Below are 20980 nucleotides of genomic sequence, written 5' to 3'. Positions count from 1 at the left end.
CCGCGGCCGCCGGGCGGTCCGAGCTGCGACCACCCACTAGCGAGGCCCGGCGACGCCGAACCGGTCCACCAGCGCCGGGTCGAGAAAGCGCGTCACCCCGCGGATGCCGCTGTCGTCGACGGTCACCACGACGATGCCCACCGGCGTCGGCGCGGCGCCGGGCCGGTCGAGGAAGCAGCCCCACGCCGGCTGCCCGTTCGCGCGGGTCGGCACCAGGAGGAAGCGGCGGCCGGCCCGCCCGTCCCTGCTCGCCCGCAGGAAGCCGGCGACGGCGTCCCGCCCGACGTACTCGTGCGGAGCGGGCGGCATCGCGAGCCACGCGTCGTCGGTGAGCAGCGCGACCAGCCCGTCGACGTCGTCCCGGGTGTAGGCCTCGGCGAACCGCGCCGCCCACCGGAGCTCGGTCGCGGACCCCGCACCGCCCGTCACCGCCGGGGCCGACGCGGCACGTGCTCGTTGCAGCAGGCCCTTCGCGGCGGTGGGCGTGACGTCGAGCATCCCGGCGGCGTCCGCGACCGGGAAGCCCAGGACGTCGCAGAGCACCAGCGCCGCGGTCTGCCGGGGTGGCAGGCGCTGCAGCGCGGCCAGCGCCGCCAGCGACACCGTCTCCCGTCGCTCGTGCAGCTCGGCCGGGCCGTCGTCGCGGGCGAGCTCGGCGTCCGGGTACGGCTGCAGCCACGGCACGTCGCCGCGGCGGGACGGTTCCGGCGGCCGGAACGGCGGCACCAGTTCGTGGCGGGCGCGCCGGCCACGACCGCGGACCGCATTCAGGCAGCGACGGGTGGCGATGCTGTAGAGCCAGGTCCGCAGCGACGACCGGCCGGCGAAACCGTCCAGCCCGCGCCAGGCCGCCAGCAGCACGTCCTGCAGCACGTCGTCGGCGTCGGTCAGCGAGCCGAGCATCCGGTAGCAGTACAGGTGCAGCTCGCGGCGGTACGGGGCGACGAGGTCACCGAACGCACGGCCGTCACCCGGCGCGGTCGGTGCGGACGGCGTCGGGACCACGCAGGGATGCTGCCACGCGTCCGGCACCGAGGGTGTCTCCGACGCCACCGTTCCGTTCGCCGCCCGGCCGGTGTCCATACCTGTGCACACCCCGACCGAGAGGAACCACCATGCCCGAGACCCCCGACAGCACCGGCACCGCCCTGCAGGTGGCCCTCGCCTACCACCAGGCCTGGACCGGCGGGGACTTCGACGCCGCCATGGGGTTCGTCGACCCCGACATCGTCTGCCTGGCCCCCGCCGGCAGGCTCGACGGCGCCGACGCCTTCCGCGCGTTCATGGGGCCGTTCTCCCGCCTGGTGCTGGCCTCCGGCCTGATCGCCGCGTTCGGCGACGACCGGACCGCGGTACTGATGTACGACACCCGCACCGTCCCGGTCGCCGACGCCCCGGGCGCCGAGTGCCACACCGTGCAGGACGGCCGGATCGTGCACCTGCGCATCGTCTTCGACCGCGCACCGTTCGACGCGGCGCGCCGGGCCGCAGCGGGTGGGTGAGCGACAGCCGCGGACACTCGGGTCCGTCTCGCTCGGGTCAGCCCGAACGTCGGGCAACGCTCCAGATGGCGTGGTCCAGGTGGCTCGACTCCTTCTCCAGCTGAGCGGCGGCAGCCTTGACCAACGCTGCCGCTTCACCGGCGCTGGCCGAGCGCCCGATGGCCTGTTGGACGAAGCGAACGATCCACGTGTCCGCCTTGACCCCTGGGTGACCCAGCAGCATCGTGAAGTACTCCCAGGTGACCGGCCCGAGTCCGTGGATCCGGGTGTAGGCACGTCGTTGATCAGCCGAGTCGCCGTGCACGTCCTCGGCGTGATCCACACCGCTTGCGAGGAGCCCCTGCGCAGCGAGGACGATCAGGTCTGCCTTGAACGTGCCGGAGACCTTCTGCCGGTTGTGAAGTGTCGCAGCGAGTTCCGCGGGATCCGTAGCAGCCAGCGCCGACAGGTCGTCCAGGTGTCCGGAACGACCTGAGTGGTTCCGGTAGCGGCCGATGGCGCCTCGGACTCCGGTGTCGGGGGATCCGTACCGAGCCCGAATCGAGAGCACCGCGTCGATGAGCGCCACCTCGACCTCACCGGGCCAGCCACCGGGCCACTTGGCCCAGTCCGTACCGACCCGTCGGTGGATTTCGTCGACCAACAGCTGCACATCGGCGGAACGGATGTCATGGGTCTTCACCGGCCGAGCATCGCACCGGAACCCGTCGTTCCGGGCGCATCCCGGCACTTCGGACCAAGCCCCGGCTGGGAGCAGCGGCTACGCGCTCGTGCCCAACTGGTCCGCGATGTACTCGGCCTGCCGGATGGCCAGCGCGACGATGGTGAGCGTCGGGTTGGCCGCGGCGCCGCTGGTCATCACCGACCCGTCGCAGACGAACAGGCCGGGCACGTCGTGCGCCTGGCCCCAGCGGTCGACGACGCCGTCCTCGGGTCGCTCGCTCATCCGGGGGCCCGCGTGGCACGATCGCGACGGAACCGGCTGTGCGCCTGCACGTCCCCGCCCCCGAGGAGCCTTGGATGATCTTCATCTGCGTGAAGTGGAAGGTCAGGCCGGAGTACGCCGACCGATGGGTCGAGCTGACCCGGGACTTCACCGAGGGGACGCGCGCCGAACCGGGCAACATCTTCTACGACTGGTCGCGCAACGTCGAGGATCCGACCGAGTACGTCCTGATCGAGGCCTTCGCCGAGGACGCGGCCGAGGCGCACGTCACCAGCCCGCATTTCAAGAAGGCCCAGGCAGAGTTGCCGCAGTACCTGGTGGAGACGCCGATGATCCGCAACGTCGTCCTGCCGGGCGACCACTGGGACCGGCTCACCGAGTTCGAGGTCCGCTGACCGGCTGACCGGCTCCGCGGCGGCCGTCCGGCGCTACGCCTCCGCGCCGTCCTCGGGGGTGTCCAGGACGCTGACCGGCATCCCGTAGGGCAGGAACCGCACCTTCCGGCTCTCGTCGGTGTTGTTCCGGTTGGCCCGCAGCGCGTCCAGCTCGGCGGCGTAGACCTGCTCGATGCGGGCGGAGCCGGACCCGTCCACGGTGTAGACCACCCAGACTCCGTCACCGGTCGCGCCGGTCGTCTCCGGCTCGGGCCGGGAGCGCGGCCGGCGGCCTGCGTCGTCGAACAGCCCGGACCACGACGGTGTCCCGCCGGTGCCCTCGAACAACCTGCCGAACTGGCCGAACGCACCGCGCAGCTGCTCGGCCGCCGCCCGCGCGAAGCGCTCCAGGTCCTCCGGGTCGATCCCCGACGATTCGTGCTCGCTCACGGTGGTCCTCCTGCCGATGCGGTCGCGTCGTGCAACGCCCTCCAGTGTGCCCCCGGAGCCGGGCGCCGGGGGTGGGCGGACCGACCCCGCGGCCGGGCCGGTCAGTGCCCGCCCGCGTCCTCCCGGGCGCGGCGCGGCAGCAGGAACGTCAGCACGAAGGTCAGGCCGATCATCGCGGCCGCCACCCACATCGCCGTGCCGGCGGCGTCGCGGAAGACGCCGACCCGGGACGTCGCCCCGCTCCCGGACAGCACGTCGAAGAACACGGTGCCCAGGACGGCGATCCCGAAGGCCCCGCCGAGCTGCTGCACCGAGGTCATCGCCCCGGACGCCGACCCCGATTCCCGGTCGTCCACGCCGGCCAGGACGATGTCGAAGAACGGCGCCATGGTCAGTCCCATGCCCAGCCCCAGCACGGCCAGCGCGGGGGTCATCGTCCCGATGCCGACCGCGTCGCCGGCCAGGTGCAGGGTCAGCACGAAGAGCGCGAAGCCGGCGCCCGCGAGCAGCTCGCCCACGTGCATGAGCGTGCGGCCGAACCGCGCGTTGAGCGGCTGGCTGACGACGAACCCGACCACCATCGCGGCGGCCTGGCCGATCCCGGCGAGCCCGGCCTTGAGCGGCGAGAAGCCCAGCCCCAGCTGGACGAACAGGGTGAAGACGATGCTCATGCCCATGAGCGCGCCGAACAGCGCCATGCCGGCGGCCAGACCGCCGGTGAAGGCCCGCTTCCGGAACAGCGACGGTGTGATCAGCGTGACCAGGCCGGCGCGGTCGCGCAGCACCTCGACCCGGGCGAGCAGCACGAATCCGACGAGCCCGCCGGCGAGCATCACGAAACACCAGGCCGGCCAATCCAGTTCGCGACCCTGGATGAGCGGGAAGATCAACAGGAACATCGAGCCGGACGCGATCGCCGCGCTGGTCAGTTCGACGTGCAACCGGCGGTCGGGCCGGGAGGCGGGCAGCACCCGGAGCCCGAACACCAACGCCGTCAGGCCGATCGGCACGTTGATCGCGAAGATGGTGCGCCAGCCCCAGCCGAACAGGTCGACGTCGACCAGCCAACCGGCCAGGATCGGGCCGCCGACGGCGGACAGTCCCATGATCGGCCCGAAGGCGCCGAACGCCTTGGCGGCCTCGTGCGGCGGGAACATCTCCTTGATCAGCCCCAGTCCCTGCGGCAGCATCACGGCGCCGAGCAGCCCCTGCAGCACCCGGAAGGTGAGCAGCATGCCCGGCGACTGGGACAGCGCGCAGGCCAGCGACATCGCCGTGAAGCCGGCCATGCCGATGAGGAACATGCGGCGCCGGCCGTGGATGTCGCCGAGCCGGCCGCCGATCAGCAGGCCGGTGGCCATGGCGACGGTGTACCCGGCCGCGAGCCACTGGATGAGTGTGCCGCCCCCACCCAGGTCGCGGACGATGGTCGGCCCGGCGATCGAGGTGACGAGAGCGTCGAGCAGGTCCATCACCTCGGCGGCGAGGATGACGAACAGCGCGGGCCAGCGCAACGCGTAGGCCGCCGACACGGTCCCGGCCGGTGCCGTCGCGGTGGCGGCACCGGGGTCCTCGGACGCGGTCGAAGACATGGGGCTCTCCTCGGTTCTGGTCGCGATCGAACGGCGTTCGTTTCTGACGAACAGTGTTCTAGCGGCGAACGCTGTTCGTGTCAAGGCGCCGGCACCCCTACCATCGCCGGGTGACCAGAGCGCTGCCGGGAGATCCGAGGCGTCCGCGCGCGCGCCCGGACCGGCCGCGGCGGGAGCGGGTGCTCGGCGTGGACGCCATCGTCGACGCCGCGCTGCGCATCGTCGACAGCGAGGGCGTGGACGCCGTGTCGATGCGCCGGGTGGCCGCCGAGTTCTCGACCGGGCCGGCCAGCCTCTACGCGCACGTGGCGAACAAGGACCAGCTGCTCACGCTGGTGCACGACCGGATCGTCGACGAGATCGAGATACCGGACTGCGACACCTGGCAGGAGCTGCTGCGCGCCGGCTCGCACACGATCCGCGACACCTACCGGCGGCACAACGACGCCGCCCGGCTCAGCTTCGGCTTCGTCCCGGAGGGGACGAAGGCCCTCGACTACACCGAGCGCCTGATGGAGCTCATGCTCGCCGCCGGCGTCCCGGCACAGGTGGCCGCCTGGACGCTGGACGTGGTGTCGCTGTACGTCGCCGCCGACGCCTACGAGGGATGGCTGCTCGGCCAGCGCTTCGACGACGGGTCCGGCCGGGATCCGGAGCAGCTGGGGCACGAGTACTTCGCCGGGGTCGCGGAACGGTTCGCCACCCTGCCCGCCGGCCGCTACCCGGTGCTGCTGGCGAATCTCGGCGCGATGATGGCCGGCACCGGCGACGAGCGGTTCGACTTCGGCATCGAGATGCTGATCGCCGGTGTCGCGGCGCAGGCCTCCCCGGATCGCGACTGACCGAGCCGTCGACGGGCGTCGACACTCCCGGCCGCGGAGGCGTCGGAGCCGGGGGGGCCGTCAGGTCGAGCGGGGGGGCGGACCGGCCGGAGCCGCGAACCCGCAGACGATGGCCTCCAGCGCGCGCCCGTACACCCGCCGGTCCTGCTCGTCCGGCGGTGCGCAGTCGGCCAATACCAGCGAGACCAGCCCGTGGACGGTGGCCCACAACGAGTGCGTGATCACGTCCGGAAGGTCCGCCACCACGCCGGCCCGGATCGCCCGGGCGACGGCCTCGCGCAGTGGCCCGATGGTGGCGCCGGCGAACTCCCACTCCTGCGGGGTCGGCTCGAAGCCGGTCAGCGCGCCGCCGAACATCACCCGGTAGGCGTGCGGATGGGCCAGCGCCCAGTCGCGGTAGGCCCAGCCGAGGGCGACGAGGTCCGCGTGCGCGTCGTCCGTCACCGGCACGGCCCGCTGCGCAGCGCCGAAGCTCGAGAAGGACTGCTGGAACAGCGCGGTCAGCAGCCCGGTGCGGCCACCGAACAGCGAGTACACCGCGGTCGTCGACGTCCCCTCCTCGGCAGCCAGCACCCGCAGCGACAGCCCGGTGACGCCCCGCTCGGTGATCAGCCGACCAGCGGTGGCGAGCAGCCGTTCCCTCAGCTCGTCGTCGTGCACTCTTGGCCTGCCCACGTCGCGATGCTACCGTAACGACGTTTTGAAACACTGTTACGAATCCACGGACGAGGAGCGACGATGCCCGAGGTCTTCCCCGGTCGGTACACCGCGCGGACGCCGAACGACGCCACCGCGCTGTTCCTGATCGGCATGCGCGTCAACACCCTTCGGGCCCTGCCCAAGGCCCGCGTGGTGGCGTCGGCCATGCCGCGCATGCTGCGACACCTGTTCCAGCACCCCGAGTCCGGGCTGCTGAGCGTGCACAGCTGGCTCGGTCGCACGACGATCCTGCTGTCCTACTGGCGATCCACCGCCGACGTCCAGCGTTTCGCGTCCGACCCGGATGCGCCGCACGCCGAGGCCTGGCGACGGTACGTCCGCGAGATCGGCTCCAGCGGTGCCGTCGGCGTCTGGCACGAGCTGTACACCGTCCGCCCCGGCGACTACGAGGCCGTGTACGCCAACATGCCGGCCTTCGGACTGGCCGCCGCCGGCGAGCACCTGCCGGTCGGGGCCGGGAACCGGACGTCGGCGCAGCGGATGGCCGGTGGCGCCGGTGGCGCCGGCGGCCGCTGACGAGCACGGACGAGCACGGACGAGCACTGACGAGCACTCGCGACCGCTGTCCCGCCCGGAGCGCTCGACGGTGGCAGTGCGTCGGACGCGTCCGATCGGTGTGCCGGGTTCGACCGCAGCGGGCTCCGGTGTGGTCAGCGTCCCCGGTGTCCCCGGTGTCCCCGGTGTCCCCGGCGTCCACCGACCGGCGGACACCGGCGTCCACACCCGGATCCACCGGTCGGCCGGGCGACGCGGGCCGGCACCGGGGCGAGGCTCGACCGGTCCCGGCTCCCACGCCGGAGCGGGCACGCACTGACGAGGAGACCGGCATGTGGCACGCGATCGTGAGCTTCTTCCAGACCTGGGCGTCCCAGCCGCACCTGTTGCCGGCGCAGGTCATCGTGGGGTGCGCCGGCGGCTGCTGAGGGCGGTCTGCCAGCGCCCACAGCGGGCCACAGCCCGCCCTCAGGAAGCCGCTCTACGCTGCTGGCATGGAGCCGGACGTCCGGAGCCGTACCCCGATCGCGACCGGCGGCGCCGGCGCGGGCGGCGGTGTGCGACCGGCCGGTGGCGGCCGCGGCTTCCGGGTCGAGCCGGACGACCGCCCCGGCGGGCCGCAGCGCGGCTTCCGGGCGCCGCCTCCCGAGGACCCCGCACCCGCCGCGACCGGCGCCGGCCCCGCGAGGGACACCGGCAGCAGCCCCACCACGCCCCCGCCGACTTCCGCGCGCTGGCGCTGGGCGTCCCTGGCAGCCGTCCTCGTGGTCGCCATGGGGCTCATCGCCGTGCTCGGCTTCCGGGCCGGCGCGACGTCGACGCAGCAGCCCTCGGCCGGGCCCGCCGCCAGCCCCACGGCGACGACGACGGCGACCACGCTGGCGGTCGCCGACGTCTACACCCGGATCGCGCCCTCCGTCGTGCTGATCACCACGTCCAAGGGATCGCTCGGGTCCGGGACGGTGGTGACGGCCACCGGCACCGTCCTGACCGCCAACCACGTCGTCTCCGGCGGCGGCGCCGTGACCGTGGTGTTCTCCGACGGCACCAGGGCGCCGGCCACCGTGGCCACCACGGACCCGTCGAGCGACATCGCCACGCTGACCCCGCAGAAGCTGCCGGAGGTGGTCGTCCCGGCCACCCTCGGCGGTGGCGTCCGGGTCGGCGCCGACGTCGTGGCCGTCGGCAATCCGCTCGGGCTGCGCGACAGCACCACGGCGGGCGTGGTCTCCGGCCTGGACCGGACCGAGAAGACCGACGCCGGAAGGATCTCCGGGCTCATCCAGTTCGACGCCGCGGTCAACCCGGGCAGCTCCGGCGGTCCGCTGCTGGACGCTCAGGGTTCGGTGGTGGGCGTGGTCGTCTCCATCGCCGATCCGGGCGGCGACGACGCCTTCGCCGGCATCGGTTTCGCGGTGCCGATCGCCGCCGCCGTCGGCGGGGGGTCCGGCGACGGGCCGGGTGGCGGTCCGCAGATATGACCCGCCGGCACCGCCCGCCCGCACCCCGGCACCGAGAAGGGACACGTCCGTGAACTCCACCCCGGCGCATCTGGCCCGCTACTACAACGGTGGCCCGACCGGTCTCGCCGGCCCGAACCCGTTGGAGCACGTGCTCTTCGAGGTCAAGCGGACGATCGTCGGGCAGGACCTGCTGCTGGAGCGGATGGCGGTGGCGCTGCTGGCCGGTGGGCACCTGCTGGTCGAGGGTGTCCCCGGGCTGGCCAAGACGCTCGCGGTCAAGTCGCTGGCCGCGGCCATCGGCGGCCAGTTCCACCGCATCCAGTTCACCCCGGACCTGGTCCCCGCCGACCTGGTCGGCACCCGGATCTACCACCAGCCCACCGGCGAGTTCCAGACGTCGTTGGGCCCGGTCTTCACCAACCTGCTGCTCGCCGACGAGATCAACCGTGCGCCGGCCAAGGTGCAGAGCGCCCTGCTCGAGGTCATGCAGGAGCGCCAGGTCACCATCGGGCGGGAGACCCACCGGGTGCCCGAGCCGTTCCTGGTGATGGCGACGCAGAACCCGATCGAGTCCGACGGCACCTACCCGCTCCCCGAGGCGCAGGTCGACCGCTTCATGATGAAGGTCCTGGTGGGCTATCCGGCGCAGCCGGAGGAGTACGCCATCGTCGAACGGTCCCTGCAACCCGCGCCGCCCGTGCAGGCCATGCTGACACCCGAGTCCCTGACGGCCATGCAGGGTGCTGTGCAGCGGGTGTACGTCGACCCGGCTGTCATCGACTACTCGGTGCGGCTGGTGGCCGCCACCCGCTCCCCCGGTCGCGCCGGTCAGCCGGACCTGGACCGCTACGTGACCTACGGCGCCAGCCCGCGCGCGTCGATCTCGCTGGTGCTGGCCGGCCGGGCGCTGGCGTTCCTGCGCGGCCGGGACTACGTCCTGCCGCACGACCTCGACGAGGTGGCGCTGGACGTGCTCCGTCACCGCATCGTGCTCTCGTACGAGGCGCTGGCCGACAGCGTGGACGCCGACACCGTTCTGGTGCGGGTGCTGCGCAGCGTGCCGGTGCCGGACGTCGTCCTGCGGGATCGGTGAGCACACCGTGTGCAGCCACCGGGACCTCGACCCGTGACCGCGGCCACCGACCGCCTGTTGCTCCGCCTGGAATGGCGGGTCCTGCGACGGCTCGACGGGCGGCTGCAGGGTGCGTACCGCACCGCGCGCCGCGGGTCCGGCCTGGACTTCGCCGGGCTGCACCCCTACCTCGACGGTGACGACGCCCGGCACATCGACTGGAACGTCACCGCCCGGCTGGACGAGCTGCAGGTGCGCGAGTTCACCGAGGACCGCGAGCTCATCTCGTGGCTGGTGCTGGACCGGTCCGCCTCCATGGCACTCGGCGTCCCCGGTCGCGGGAAGCACGACGTGCTCGCCGAACTGGCGCTGGTCCTGGCGAGACTGCTGGGCCGCAACGGCAACCGGGTCGGTGCCGTGCTGTACGACACCGGCGCGGTGCGGATCGTCCGGCCCGGCTCCGGCCGCGGACAGGCGCTGCGCATCGGCCAGGAACTGGGGCGGACGGCGCCCGGCGCGGGGGCCGGCGCGACCACGGATCTCGCCGCGATGCTGGAGGCCGTCGCGTCGCTGGCGCGACGCAGCCTGGTGCTGGTCGTCTCGGACTGGGTGGGCACCGGCGACTGGGAGCGGCCGCTGCTGCGGCTGACCCACCGCAACGAGGTCGTCGCGCTGCGGGTGGCCGACGACGCCGACGACACCCTGCCGGAGGTCGGCCTCGTCGTCGTCGAGGACGCCGAGACCGGCGAGTCGGTGCTGGTCGATTCCGCCGACCCGCTGTTCCGCGCGCGCTTCGCCGAGGGCGTCGACGCTCGCGACGCCGCCCTGCTGGCCGGCATGCGGCGCGCCGGCGTGCCGCTGCACCGGGTCGACACCCGCACCGACCTGGTGGAGGCGTTGCTGCGCATCGTGGCCACGACGCAGCGGAGCCGCGCATGAGCTCCGTCGTGCCCGACCGGGGACGGTGGCATCGGTGAGCCTGTCGTCGCCGCTGCTGCTGGTACCGGGGATCCTCGCGGTGGCCGTCCTGGTGGCCGCCGTCGTCGTGTCGGCGCGGCGTCGATCGGCCGCGCTGGCCGCCGCCGGCGTGGCCCTGCCCGGTGGCCGCCGGCGCCAGCCGGGGCGCTGGTTCACCGTCGCGGGCGTCGCCGTGCTGGCCGTCGCACTCGCCGGGCCGCTCGCGTCGCTGCCCGTCGGGCGGCAGGCGGGCACGGTCATCCTCGCGATGGACGTGTCCAACAGCATGGGCGCCACCGACGTCGCGCCCACCCGGCTGGCCGCGGCGCAGGACGCCGCGCGCCGGTTCATCGACGCCCAGCCGGCCACCGTCGACATCGGCGTCGTCGGGTTCGACCAGGGCGCACTGGCGACGTCGCTGCCCGGCCCGGACCGGGCGACCGCCGTCGCCGCGGTCGACAACCTGCGGGTGGCCGGCGGCACCTCGCTGACCGCGGCCATCCTGGCCTCGCTGTCGGCCATCACCGGCCGGACCGTGGCGCTGTCCCGGGACGGCACCGTCCCCGACCTCGGCTTCTGGCCGTCGGCGACGATCGTGGTGTTCTCCGACGGCGGTGGTCAGGGCGACGCCGCCGCCGCGGACGCGACCGTCGCCGCCGCGACGGCAGCGCAGAACGCCGGCATCCACATCGAGACCGTCGGGGTGGGGACCACGGCCGGCACCACCGTCGAGGTCGGCGGCTACCAGGTGCACACGGCGCTCGACCAGGAAGCGCTGACCACGATCGCGACGACCACCGGCGGCAGCTACCACCCGGCAGCGGACGCCGCGCAGCTGGACGGCGTGGCGTCGACGATCGACCTGCGGCTCACCGTGGCCGACGAGGACGTGCCGCTGGCCGGCGCCTTCACCGCCGTGGCGCTGCTGTTGCTGGGCGTCGGCGCGGTCCTCACCGTCGCCCGGACCGGGAGACTGGTATGACGTTCTCCTGGCCGTGGGCGCTGCTGTCCCTGCTCCTGGTCCCGCTGCTGCTGGCGGTGGCCTGGTGGTCACGTCGTCGCCGGCGCCGCGCGGCGGTCCGGGTCAGTTCGATCGCCGCCGTGCGGGCCGCGCTGCCCCGCCGCACCCGGTGGAGCCGGCTGATCCCCACCGTGCTGCTGGTGCTCGGCCTGCTCACGCTCGGCGTCGGGGCCGCCCGTCCGCAGGCCACCGTCCCGGTGGCGGCCAACTCGACGACCATCCTGCTGGCGCTGGACGTGTCGGCGTCCATGTGCGCGACGGACGTGGACCCGAACCGGATCACCGTCGCGGAGCGGGCCGCGATCGACTTCATCCGGTCCCAGTCGGGCGGCGCCCGCATCGGACTCGTCGCCTTCGCGGGCGTGGCGGGCCTGCAGGTCCCGCCGACCACGGACACCGACCGGTTGGTCGACGCGATCGAGAAGCTCTCCGTCGCCCGTGGCACCGCCATCGGCGCCGCCATCCTCACCTCGATCGACGCCATCGCCGCCGTGGATCCCGCCGTCGCACCGACCGGCGTGGACGTCGCGGCGACCCCGCGCCAGGGCTACGCCGCGGACGTCGTCGTCGTGCTCACCGACGGCGCCAACACGCAGGGCGTGGCACCGGCCACCGCCGCGGACGAGGCGGCCGCCCGCGGCCTGCGTGTCTTCACGATCGGGTTCGGCACCACCAGCCCCACCCGCATGGCGTGCACCGGGGCACAGGTGGAGGGCTACGCCGGCGGCGGGGGTGGCTACGGAGGCGGCGGTTACGGGGGCGGCGGCTACGGCGGCGGCGGGTTCGGCGGCGGCCGCAACCCCTTGGTGATCGACGAGCCGGCACTGCAGCAGGTCGCGGACGTGACCGGCGGCCGGTACTACCGGGCCGAGAACGCCGACCAGCTCAGCGGCGCCCTCGCCGACCTCCCCCACCACGTGACGGTCGCCCACCGCCAGGTCGACGTGGCGTCGTGGTTCGCCGGGGCGGGCGGCCTGCTGCTCGCCGTCGCGCTGGCGCTGTCGCTGTGGTGGGGACGGGTGCGGACGCGGCCGGTGTCGACGCCCACCCGGGCCGGCGCGAGGCGCTGACCCACGGGTGTCCTGACCGCGACACTCGGGCCGGTGCCTGGGCGGGTTCGGGGCAGCGCGACCCGGCGACACGTCCGATGACCTCACGTCGGGCGCTCCGTCCCCCTGGCACCATCCCGCGGTGATCGGCGACCGCACCGGGTCGGCGCCGGCGCGTGCGGGGCTGGGGGTGCTGCGGTGGCGGTGCTCGCTCGGCCTGCCCGGGAGACCTGGGCCGATCGCGTCCGATCCGTGGTGCGGCGGCCGACGGCGGTGGACGCCGCGCTGGCGTCGGTGCTCACCCTGCTGACGTTCGTGGTCCACGACGTGCCGTACCTGCTCACCGCGCCGTTCTGGACGGACGAGGCCTGGGTCGCCATCTCGACCCGGCTCCCGCTGTCGGAACTGCCGCGCATCACCGCGTCGACGCCGGTCGGCTGGTCGTTGCTGTTGCGGCTGGTGGTCGTCGGTGGCCCGGAGCGGCTGCGGCTCGTGCCGCTGCTGTTCGCCGCCGCGACCGTGGCCGCCGCGTACTGGTACGGGCGCACCCTGCCGTGGCCGCGGCTGCTCGCGGCGCGGATCGCCGGCGTGCTGACCGGAGTGGCGGCGTTGCTGCTGCCCTCGGCGCTGTACCGGGACGACCTCAAGCAGTACACCGCCGACGCCTTCGTCACCGTGCTGCTGCTCGGCCTGACCACCCGGGTCGGCCGGGACAGCCGCCACCCGCCGTGGCGTGCCCTGCTCCCGCTCGCGGTGACAGCGGTGGTCGGCTTCCTGTTCAGCGCGGTGGCGGTGTTCGTCCTGGGCGCCGTCCTGGCCAGCATCGGGCTGACCCAGCTGGTGGCCCGCCGCTGGGCCGACGCGGCACGGACGGCCGCGGTCGGTGCCGGCGCCGCGGTGCCGCTGCTCGCAGTGTTCGTCCTGCTCTACCGCCCTGGCATGCCGCAGGGCCTCACCGACTACTGGTCGGGCAACTACCTGCCGCTGTCGCGGGGTCCGGCGGCGGTGTGGCGGTTCGTCGCGCACGGCATCGCCGCGCTCGACGCCGACCTCGGGACCGGCCCGGTCGTGCTGACGGTGCTGCTGGTCTCCCTCGGCGTGCTGACGGTGGTCAGGCTGGGCCGGCCCGACGTCGCCCTGGTGGTACCGGTCCTGCTGGTCGAGCTGCTGGTGCTGGGCGCGGTCCGGCAGTACCCGCTGTTCAACCTGCGCACGTCGCACTTCGCGCTCACCGCGCTGGCCGTCACCGCCGCCGTCGGTGTCGCCGGGGCGTGCCTGGCGCTCTCCCGCTGGCGGGTGCAGGCCGCGCTGGTCTGCGCGACCGTCGCGATCGCGTTCTTCACCGTCGGCGTGCGGCACCTGGTCCACGGCCATCCGCTGCCGCACGAGGACGTCCGGACACCGGTGCAGGACATCCTCGCCCTCCGCCGGCCCGGCGACGTCGTGGTCGTCAACTCCGCCAGCAACTGGGGTTTCGCCTATTACTGGCCGATCGGCCGGCCCGTGACGGCGCCGTCCGCCGACAATCTGCAGGGCTTCGTCGCCGTCTTCCCGGACCAGCCCGACATCCTGCTCGCCTCCGACACGACCCCGGAGACCATCGATGCGACGCTGAATGCCGCACGCACCCGGGCACTGCGGCATCCCGGCGGTCGCATCTGGCTCGTCCACGAGCACATGCATGCCGACCAGGTCCGCGCGACCCTGGCGTGGGAGCAGTTGAACGCGGTGTCCGTGCAGACCGTCGGCAGTCTGGATCTGGTGCAGCCGAACCGGTGAGGGCCGCGGCGCTGCCGCCGACCGTGCCGCACACCCGCCGGGTCGAGCGCGCGGCGGCGGGAGGATCATGGTCCACCGGTCCGCCGAACCCGGGTCGACCGCGGTCCGGAGCGAGAGCTCCGGATGCGACGACGGGACGGACCCGCCGCGGGACGACGACGCACCTCCCGCCGCCCGCACCGCCGAGAGGAGACCGCCGATGACCACGGCCGCGCTGGTCCTGGACGACTGCCGGGTCGTCGACGTCGCCACCGGGGCGGTGTCCGCCCCCACCTCGGTCGTCGTGCAGGACGGCCGCATTGCCTCGATCGGGGCGGAAGCCGCTCCGGCCGGGGCCCGGCACCTGCGGCTCGACGGTGCCCACCTGGTCCCCGGACTGATCGACTGCCACGTGCACGCCGCGGCCTGGACCGCCGACCTGGCGTCGATGTCGTCCTGGACGGCGGGGTACACCGGCATCGCCGCGGCCGCGAACCTCACGGCCATGCTGCACCGCGGGTTCACCCGCGTCCGCGACGTCGGCGGCGCCGACTGGGGCCTGGCGCAGGCCGGACAGGACCGCCTGTTCGACGGCCCGTTCCTGCACTTCGGCGGCAAGGCGTTGAGCCAGACCGGCGGTCACGGCGACAGCCGGGGCCGTGGCGACGACTGCGGCTGCGCCGCGGCGGGCGGGATCGGCCGGGTGGCCGACGGGGTCGATGCCGTCCGCACGGCGGTGCGCGAGGAGCGCCGCCGCGGGGCGTCGCACATCAAGATCATGCTGTCCGGCGGGGTCGCCTCCCCGTCGGATGTCCTCGAGCAGGACCAGTACTCCGACGCCGAGATCGCCGCTGCCGTGGAGGAGGCGCATCGCGGCGGCATCTACGTCGCGGCCCATGCGTACACCGCCGCCTCGATGCAGCGCGGTGCGGCGCTGGGCGTCCGCAGTTTCGAGCACGGCAACCACCTCGACGACGCGGCGGCGCAGGCGCTCGTCGACCACGACGCGTACCTGGTCCCCACGCTGGCCACCTACTACTGGCTGGGCCGCGAGGGCACCGCGGCCGGGCTGCCGGCCGGCAGTCTCGCGAAGCTGGGCGACCTCTACGACGCCGGTCTCGCCGCCCTCCGACTGGCCCGCCGCGCCGGCGTCCGGGTGGCCTTCGGTACCGACCTGCTCGGGGCCATGCAGGTGCACCAGAGCGACGAATTCTCGTTGCGCGCAGCGGTCGAGACGCCGCTCGAGACCTTGCGCAGCGCCACCACGGTGGCCGCGGAGCTGCTCGGCATCGCGGACCGGGTGGGCCGGGTCGAGGTCGGGATGACGGCCGATCTCGTGGCCGTCAGCGGCGACCCGCTGGCCGATCCCGCCGTCCTCGCCGACCCGGACACCCACCTGCGGCTGGTCCTGGTGGGCGGCGAGGTCCGGGTGTCCAGGCTGGACGACGGCACCGTCCCGGCCTGAGCCGCCGGGGTGCCGGCCACCGCACCCGTGGGTCGGTGCTGTGACCCTCACCCGCAAGAGCGTCCGTGTACGCCAATGATTGGTACGCTAACTGTATGGCGGACGCGGTCGACCGGCCGGACGGATCCGACCCGCTGGCGCTGGACCGCCAGGTCTGCTTCGCACTGGTCGTCGCGGCGCGCAACGTCGTGGCGCTCTACCGCCCGGTGCTCGAACCGCTCGGGCTGACCCACCCGCAATACCTCGTCATGCTGGCACTGTGGGAGCGGGCGCCGCTCTCGGTCAAGGCGCTCAGCGGGTTGCTCCAACTCGATCCCGGCACGCTGTCGCCGCTGCTCAAGCGACTGGAGTCCGCCGGGCTGGTCCGTCGTGGCCGGGATCCGCAGGACGAGCGGTTCCTGGCCGTCGATCTGACCGAGCCCGGGCGCACGCTGCGCGACGAAGCACTGCGCATCCCGGCAGCGGTCGCGGAACGGCTCGGCATGTCGACGGAGGAGCTGGCCGGCCTGCACACCGCACTGACCCGCGTGATCGCGGCCGCCACCGACCTCTCACCCGCCAGCCCCGGGCGCAACTAGTCCGGCACCGTCCCAGGAGTTGTGCCATGCCCGCACCCGAACACCGATCGGGATCCATCCCGCGCAACCAGCGGCGCTTCGCCCTCGTCTTCGCCGCGGTCTTCTTCCTCGTCCTCCTGGCGGCCGCGCTGTTGCTCAAGCTCGTCGAGCACGTCGACATCCCGTGGATCTGGGTGATCGTGACGCCGATCTTCGTGACGTTCCTGATCCTGATGTTCCTGTGGGTCCGGCTCAGCGACTGACTTCCAGCTGTCGACCCCGGCCCGGCGCCGTTCACCGGTGAGGCGGAGCGGTCCGGTCACCGACGGTCCACGGTCGTCCGAGGCGGTCTCGGAGGCGATGGGCGGAGGTGGTCATCGGGCCGTCGGGCTCCGTTGCGAACCGAGGCCGTGCACGGTTCCGTCCAGCCGTGCCGCTCCTCCGGTCCGGTACCCGCAGGAAATCCGGCCGGCGGCCGTCGCGGTGACTTTCGGCGGACAGCCTTCGCTGCGTCTTCTTCTACGGGACTGTCGAAGGTCCGGTTGGGCTGTTGGAGAGATGCCACTGCCGATCGACGCATCGGCAACTCGGGGCCGACACCGAAACGGCAAACCCGACGCGAGTCGGGGACGCAAGCCACGGAACCCCACGGGTCAGCCGGGCCACCGAAGCAGAGGAGCACCATCCATGAAGATCCGACTGGCCGCCGTCGCCCTGGCAGTGACCACCGCCGGCGGCATCCTCGCCGCGACGCAGGCCGCTGCCGGGGCGTCCCACGCCGCCCGCAGCGCTCTCGGCGCGGCCGGGGCGTCGCCGTCCGGTGCTCAGGACACGCTCGCCGCTCCCGCCGCCCCGTCCACTCCGACCGATCCATCCGCTCCGACGGCGCCGGAGGCGCCCGAGGACCCCGCCGACTCCTGACCGGTCGAACCGCGGCGACCGGGAGCACCACCGGTCGCCGCGGTGGTCGGGACGGGCCCGTGGCAGCAGCGATGTGGCTGGTGGGCCCGGCCGTCAGGACCCTGGTTGCACCGTCCGCGGCACCCCGAGCGGGTTGTCCTGCGCCAGTTCGACGGGAAGCAGGTGGTCGGGGAAACCCTGGAACGCGACCGGCACCAGCCACCGGTCGATGGCCCGGCCGCCGACCGAGGTCCAGTGCGGCGCCGTCGTCGCCGGCCACGGGCCACCATGCTGCTGCGCCCAGGCCACGGCAACCCCGGTGGGCCAACCGTTGTAGATCAACCGGCCGGCCCGCCGCTGCAGCGTCGGCACGAGACCGGCCACCAGCTCGCGGTCCCCGGGTTCGGCGTGCACCGTGGCGGTCAGGGCGCCCGCCATCCCCCGCGCCACGGCGGCCAGGTCGGCGTCGTCGCGGTAGGTCACCACCAGACCGGCCGGACCGAACACCTCCTCACCGAGCGACGGTTCGGACAGGTACCTGTCCACCGTCACCGTCCAGGCCACCGGCGCCGGCGCCTGCGGGCCCGCGCCGGGACGCCCGGTCGCCACCGCGGTGAGGCCGCCGCGCGCCCGGACCGTCTCCGCGTAGGTCCGCGCCATCCGCGGCGTCAGCATGGGCACACCCGCGGACCGTGCGACCGCATCGGCGAGCGCCGACAGCAGGGCGTCGTCGTCGGGGACCACCAGCACGCCCGGGTTCGTGCAGAACTGCCCGGCCCCGAGTGTCAGCGAAGCGACGTACCCGTCGGCGATCTCGCCGGCGCGGGCCTGTGCCGCGGCCCGGGTCACGAACACCGGATTGACGCTGCCCAGCTCCCCGTGGAACGGAATCGGGTCCGGTCGGGCGGCGGCCCGGTCCGCCAGCGCCCGCCCGCCCTGCTGCGATCCGGTGAACCCACCGGCTCGCAGCAGCGGGTGGTCGATCAACTCGAGGCCGGCGTCGCGGCCGTGGACGACGCACAGCAGGTCCTCCGGCGCGCCCGCTGCGGCCAGTGCCCGCCGGACCACGTCCGCGCTGGCGACCGAGGTGGCAGGGTGCGCCTCGTGCGTCTTGACCACCACGCCGCAGCCGGCGGCGAGCGCGGAGGCGGTGTCCCCACCGGCCACGGAGAAGGCGAACGGGAAGTTGCTGGCCGCCCAGACGCCGACCACTCCGATCGGGATCCGGATCCGGCGCAGATCGGGCGTGCCGGTGACCGGGTCCGCGGGTGTGACGACGGCGTCCAGGAAGGCACCCTCGCGCAGCAGACCGGCGAACATCCGTAGCTGACCGGTGGTCCGGGCCACCTCCCCGCCGAGCCGGGCGGCGCCGAGCGCGGTCTCGCGGTCGGCGAGTTCGACGAGCTGGTCGCGGGCGGCGTCCAGTGCGGCGGCCACCGCCTCCAGGACGGCGGCGCGGTCGCCAGCGGGCGTCCCGGCCCATCGGTCGCCCGCGTCGGCCGCAGCGCGTACCGCTGCGTCCACCTGTTCCGGGGTGCTGACGGCGACCGGGTCGCCGATCTCCTGCCCCGTCCGCGGGTCGACGGCCCGCACCACCTGTTCCACGACGGCGGTCATGGCCTGGCTCCTTCTCGTTCGGTACTGGTGGGTCGGTCCTGACGGGTGGGCGCCGGCGGCGTGGCGCCCATCCCGTCAGCGGGCCGGGACGGACCCGGCCGCGGACAGCGACTCGAGTTCCGTCCCGGTCAGGCGGAGCTCCGCCACCGGCAGCAGGTCGGCGAGTTGCTCGACCCGCCGCGCGCTGGCGATCGGACTCGCCGTGCTGGGCTGCGCGGCGAGCCAGGCCAGTGCGACGGCGGCCACGGTGGTCCGGTGCGCGTCGGCGATCCGGTCCAGGGCGGCCAGCACCGCCAGACCGCGTGCGTCGAGACGGCTCTCGTTGTCCGCCGCGCGATGGCTGTCCACCGTCAGGCCCGGCCGGTACTTGCCGGTGAGGAAGCCCTTCGCCAGCGCGGTGTGCGGCACGTTCGACAACCCGTGCTCGGCCAGGACGGAGGCCATGCCCGACTCGAACTCGGTGCGGTGCAGCAGGTTGTACTCCTGCTGCACGGCCACGTACCGCACCCAGCCGTTCCGGTCGCTCGCCGCCAGCGACTCGGCCAACCGGTCCGCCGTGAAGTTGGACGCGCCGACGTACCGCACCTTGCCCTGCCGCACCAGCGTGTCCAGGCCCGACAGGGTCTCCTCCACGGGCACCGCGGTGTCGTCGAAGTGGACGTAGTACAGGTCGATGCGGTCGGTCCGCAGGCGGCGCAACGAATCCTCGACCGCCCGCGCCGTGACCGACGACGACGTCCCCTGCAGCCCCGGCATCTTTCCGACCTTGGTGGCCACGACGAGGCCGTCACGGTTGCCCCGCAGCTGCATCCAGCGGCCGATCGTCTCCTCGGATTCGCCGCCGGAGTGGCCGGGCACCCAGGACGAGTACATGTCGGCGGTGTCGAGGAAGTTGCCGCCCGCCTCGGTGTAGGCGTCCAGCACAGCCGTCGACCGCTGCTCGTCCGCGGTCCAACCCAGGACGGTCCCGCCCAGGCACAGCGGAGAGACCTCGAGGTCCGAGGTGCCGAGGCGGATCACCGGGGCGCCGCACCGGGGTCGGTGCCGAGCTGCGCGCCACCGCGCCGGGCGGCCGTCACCACGTCGCCACGGTGTGGGCCGCGATGTGGTCGAAGTCGTAGTCGTCGCCCAGCCCGGGCCGGTCCGTCATCGCCACGCAGCCGTCGGCGTCGAGCGGGTCGACGATGGAGTGCAGGTGCGGCGGCACGCGGTCGTAGTCGAAGTGCGGGTGCAGCAGACCGCGCTCGTACCAGCGCCCGTTGGCCATGGCGCCGAGCAGCGCGAGGTTGCCCGACCCACCACCGTGGATCTCGCACTCCATGCCGAACGCCTCGGCGACATGGATGGATTTCATCGTCGGGGTGATGCCGGCGCCGGTGTTCACGCCGGCCCGGACGATGTCGCAGGCACCGGCCATGATCCACTCGGCGCGGACCGCGTACTTTCCGAACGCGGTCTCCGGGCCGATGACCGGGATGTCGAGCTGGTCGGCCAGCCATCGGTAGGACTGCATGGACGCCTCGTCCATCGGCTCCTCGTACCAGGTGAAGTCGAGTTCCTGCAGCGCCTTCCCGAGGTACAGCGCCTCCATGCGGGTGTACCAGTGGTTCGCGTCGAGCATCAGCGGGACGTCCGGTCCGACCGCGTCCCGGACGGCGGCGCAGGCCTTGGCGTCCATCCTGGGGTCGGGCGCGAAGGACACCGGCGGCATCCAGGTGTGCAGCTTGATCGCCCGGTACCCCTGCTCGAGGAGCTGCACCGCGAAGGTGCCGTAGTCCTCGGGAGTGCGCAGGCCGCCCTCGATCTCGTCGCCGCACATCGTGCTGCCGTACGCCGGGACGGCCGAGCGGGCGCCGCCGAGCAGCTTCCAGACCGGGACATCGAGCTTGCGGCCGGCCAGGTCCCACAGGGCCTGCTCGACCGCGCTGAGCGTGCGGTCGAGCAACGCGCCCATGCTGCCTCGCTGCTCCCGGGCGAGCCGCTGCCACAGCCACTCCCGGTCGAAGGCGTCCCTGCCGACCAGGATCGGTCGCACGTAGTGGTCGATCAGCTCCTGTCGCACCGCGTCCGCCGGCTGGGCCAGGCAGTAGCCGGTACAGCCGTCCGTGTCGGTGATCTCGACCAGCGCCTGCGCCGTCGTGCGCTCCGGCCCGGGATGCGCGTGGCCGTCGCTGTCGACCATCGTCCAGGCCAGGGTCTC

The 20980-nt window shown here is 73.7% G+C and carries 22 protein-coding genes, 1 pseudogene and 1 riboswitch; of the genes and pseudogenes, 14 read left to right on the top strand and 9 right to left on the bottom strand.

The annotated features are described in order from the left end of the window. Positions 1-36: 36 nt before the first annotated feature. Positions 37-1005, bottom strand: a complete 969-nt coding sequence (locus tag IEY37_RS09120) for an RNA polymerase subunit sigma-70 (RefSeq protein ID WP_229674215.1) — start codon at positions 1003-1005, stop codon at positions 37-39. A 110-nt stretch (positions 1006-1115) separates the two neighbouring features. Between IEY37_RS09120 and IEY37_RS09115 the strand changes: the two genes are divergently transcribed. Then, a complete protein-coding gene (locus tag IEY37_RS09115; RefSeq protein WP_188941212.1) occupies positions 1116-1502 on the top strand; it encodes a nuclear transport factor 2 family protein in 387 nt (128 codons plus the stop codon). Between the two features lie 37 nt (positions 1503-1539). On the opposite strand, the gene IEY37_RS09110 is transcribed toward IEY37_RS09115, so the two are convergent. Together IEY37_RS09110 and IEY37_RS09105 are read right to left on the bottom strand one after the other, a co-directional pair. Beyond that, a complete protein-coding gene (locus tag IEY37_RS09110; protein WP_188941211.1) occupies positions 1540-2184 on the bottom strand; it encodes a DUF8548 family protein in 645 nt (214 codons plus the stop codon). A 78-nt stretch (positions 2185-2262) separates the two neighbouring features. Then, positions 2263-2454 (bottom strand): annotated as a pseudogene (locus IEY37_RS09105) (GMC oxidoreductase); the annotation flags it as partial. Positions 2455-2522: 68 nt separating this feature from the next. On the opposite strand from IEY37_RS09105, the gene IEY37_RS09100 reads away from it, so the two are divergent. After that, entirely contained in the window at positions 2523-2843 is a 321-nt protein-coding gene (locus tag IEY37_RS09100; RefSeq protein ID WP_188941210.1) for a putative quinol monooxygenase, read from the top strand. A 33-nt stretch (positions 2844-2876) separates the two neighbouring features. Here the strand turns inward: IEY37_RS09100 and IEY37_RS09095 are convergent, their stop codons facing one another. Beyond that, positions 2877-3272: an Rv0313 family protein gene (locus tag IEY37_RS09095; RefSeq protein ID WP_188941209.1), complete on the bottom strand. Its 396-nt coding sequence runs from the start codon at positions 3270-3272 to the stop codon at positions 2877-2879. A 101-nt stretch (positions 3273-3373) separates the two neighbouring features. Beyond that, complete coding sequence (locus tag IEY37_RS09090; protein ID WP_188941208.1) at positions 3374-4864, bottom strand: MFS transporter; 1491 nt, start codon at positions 4862-4864, stop codon at positions 3374-3376. A gap of 110 nt (positions 4865-4974) precedes the next feature. Here IEY37_RS09090 and IEY37_RS09085 point away from each other — a divergent pair, with 110 nt between their 5' ends. Next, positions 4975-5706: a TetR/AcrR family transcriptional regulator gene (locus IEY37_RS09085; protein ID WP_188941207.1), complete on the top strand. Its 732-nt coding sequence runs from the start codon at positions 4975-4977 to the stop codon at positions 5704-5706. 60 nt (positions 5707-5766) lie between these two features. On the opposite strand, the gene IEY37_RS09080 is transcribed toward IEY37_RS09085, so the two are convergent. Further along, positions 5767-6381, bottom strand: coding sequence for a TetR/AcrR family transcriptional regulator (locus tag IEY37_RS09080; RefSeq protein ID WP_188941206.1), 615 nt, complete (start codon positions 6379-6381; stop codon positions 5767-5769). A 63-nt stretch (positions 6382-6444) separates the two neighbouring features. Between IEY37_RS09080 and IEY37_RS09075 the strand changes: the two genes are divergently transcribed. The 11 genes from IEY37_RS09075 (at position 6445) to IEY37_RS09025 (ending at position 17184) form a co-directional block, all read left to right on the top strand. Beyond that, positions 6445-6942: a DUF4188 domain-containing protein gene (locus tag IEY37_RS09075; RefSeq protein WP_188941205.1), complete on the top strand. Its 498-nt coding sequence runs from the start codon at positions 6445-6447 to the stop codon at positions 6940-6942. 473 nt (positions 6943-7415) lie between these two features. Beyond that, positions 7416-8402, top strand: a complete 987-nt coding sequence (locus IEY37_RS09070; protein WP_229674213.1) for a S1C family serine protease — start codon at positions 7416-7418, stop codon at positions 8400-8402. 49 nt (positions 8403-8451) lie between these two features. Continuing rightward, on the top strand, positions 8452-9477 hold the full coding sequence (locus IEY37_RS09065) for an AAA family ATPase (RefSeq protein WP_229674212.1): 1026 nt from the start codon (positions 8452-8454) through the stop codon (positions 9475-9477). A 33-nt stretch (positions 9478-9510) separates the two neighbouring features. Continuing rightward, positions 9511-10395, top strand: a complete 885-nt coding sequence (locus IEY37_RS09060) for a DUF58 domain-containing protein (protein WP_188941204.1) — start codon at positions 9511-9513, stop codon at positions 10393-10395. Between the two features lie 34 nt (positions 10396-10429). Next, entirely contained in the window at positions 10430-11395 is a 966-nt protein-coding gene (locus IEY37_RS09055; RefSeq protein ID WP_188941203.1) for a VWA domain-containing protein, read from the top strand. Next, positions 11392-12504, top strand: a complete 1113-nt coding sequence (locus tag IEY37_RS09050) for a vWA domain-containing protein (protein WP_188941202.1) — start codon at positions 11392-11394, stop codon at positions 12502-12504. Before IEY37_RS09055 ends, IEY37_RS09050 begins: the two co-directional genes overlap by 4 nt. 177 nt (positions 12505-12681) lie before the next feature. Beyond that, complete coding sequence (locus tag IEY37_RS09045) at positions 12682-14262, top strand: hypothetical protein (RefSeq protein WP_188941201.1); 1581 nt, start codon at positions 12682-12684, stop codon at positions 14260-14262. 199 nt (positions 14263-14461) lie between these two features. Next, entirely contained in the window at positions 14462-15706 is a 1245-nt protein-coding gene (locus IEY37_RS09040) for a metal-dependent hydrolase family protein (protein WP_188941200.1), read from the top strand. Between the two features lie 95 nt (positions 15707-15801). Next, positions 15802-16284 (top strand): MarR family winged helix-turn-helix transcriptional regulator, encoded by a 483-nt coding sequence (locus IEY37_RS09035; protein ID WP_188941199.1) that lies wholly within the window; start codon positions 15802-15804, stop codon positions 16282-16284. Positions 16285-16310: 26 nt separating this feature from the next. Further along, entirely contained in the window at positions 16311-16526 is a 216-nt protein-coding gene (locus tag IEY37_RS09030) for a hypothetical protein (RefSeq protein ID WP_188941198.1), read from the top strand. Positions 16527-16859: 333 nt separating this feature from the next. Further along, positions 16860-16933, top strand: a riboswitch (cyclic di-GMP riboswitch). 17 nt (positions 16934-16950) lie between these two features. Next, complete coding sequence (locus IEY37_RS09025; protein ID WP_188941197.1) at positions 16951-17184, top strand: hypothetical protein; 234 nt, start codon at positions 16951-16953, stop codon at positions 17182-17184. Between the two features lie 93 nt (positions 17185-17277). Here the strand turns inward: IEY37_RS09025 and IEY37_RS09020 are convergent, their stop codons facing one another. From IEY37_RS09020 to IEY37_RS09010, 3 genes are all read right to left on the bottom strand, one after another. Next, on the bottom strand, positions 17278-18780 hold the full coding sequence (locus tag IEY37_RS09020; RefSeq protein WP_188941196.1) for an aldehyde dehydrogenase (NADP(+)): 1503 nt from the start codon (positions 18778-18780) through the stop codon (positions 17278-17280). Between the two features lie 75 nt (positions 18781-18855). Continuing rightward, a complete protein-coding gene (locus IEY37_RS09015) occupies positions 18856-19800 on the bottom strand; it encodes an aldo/keto reductase (RefSeq protein WP_188941195.1) in 945 nt (314 codons plus the stop codon). Positions 19801-19855: 55 nt separating this feature from the next. Further along, on the bottom strand, positions 19856-20962 hold the full coding sequence (locus IEY37_RS09010; RefSeq protein ID WP_188941510.1) for an enolase C-terminal domain-like protein: 1107 nt from the start codon (positions 20960-20962) through the stop codon (positions 19856-19858). Positions 20963-20980: the final 18 nt, after the last annotated feature.

Source organism: Nakamurella endophytica (genome assembly GCF_014646215.1).
Classification (GTDB): Bacteria; Actinomycetota; Actinomycetes; order Mycobacteriales; family Nakamurellaceae; genus Nakamurella; species Nakamurella endophytica.
Note: the sequence above shows the minus strand (reverse complement) of the source record. Positions and strands in the feature narration are given on the sequence as shown.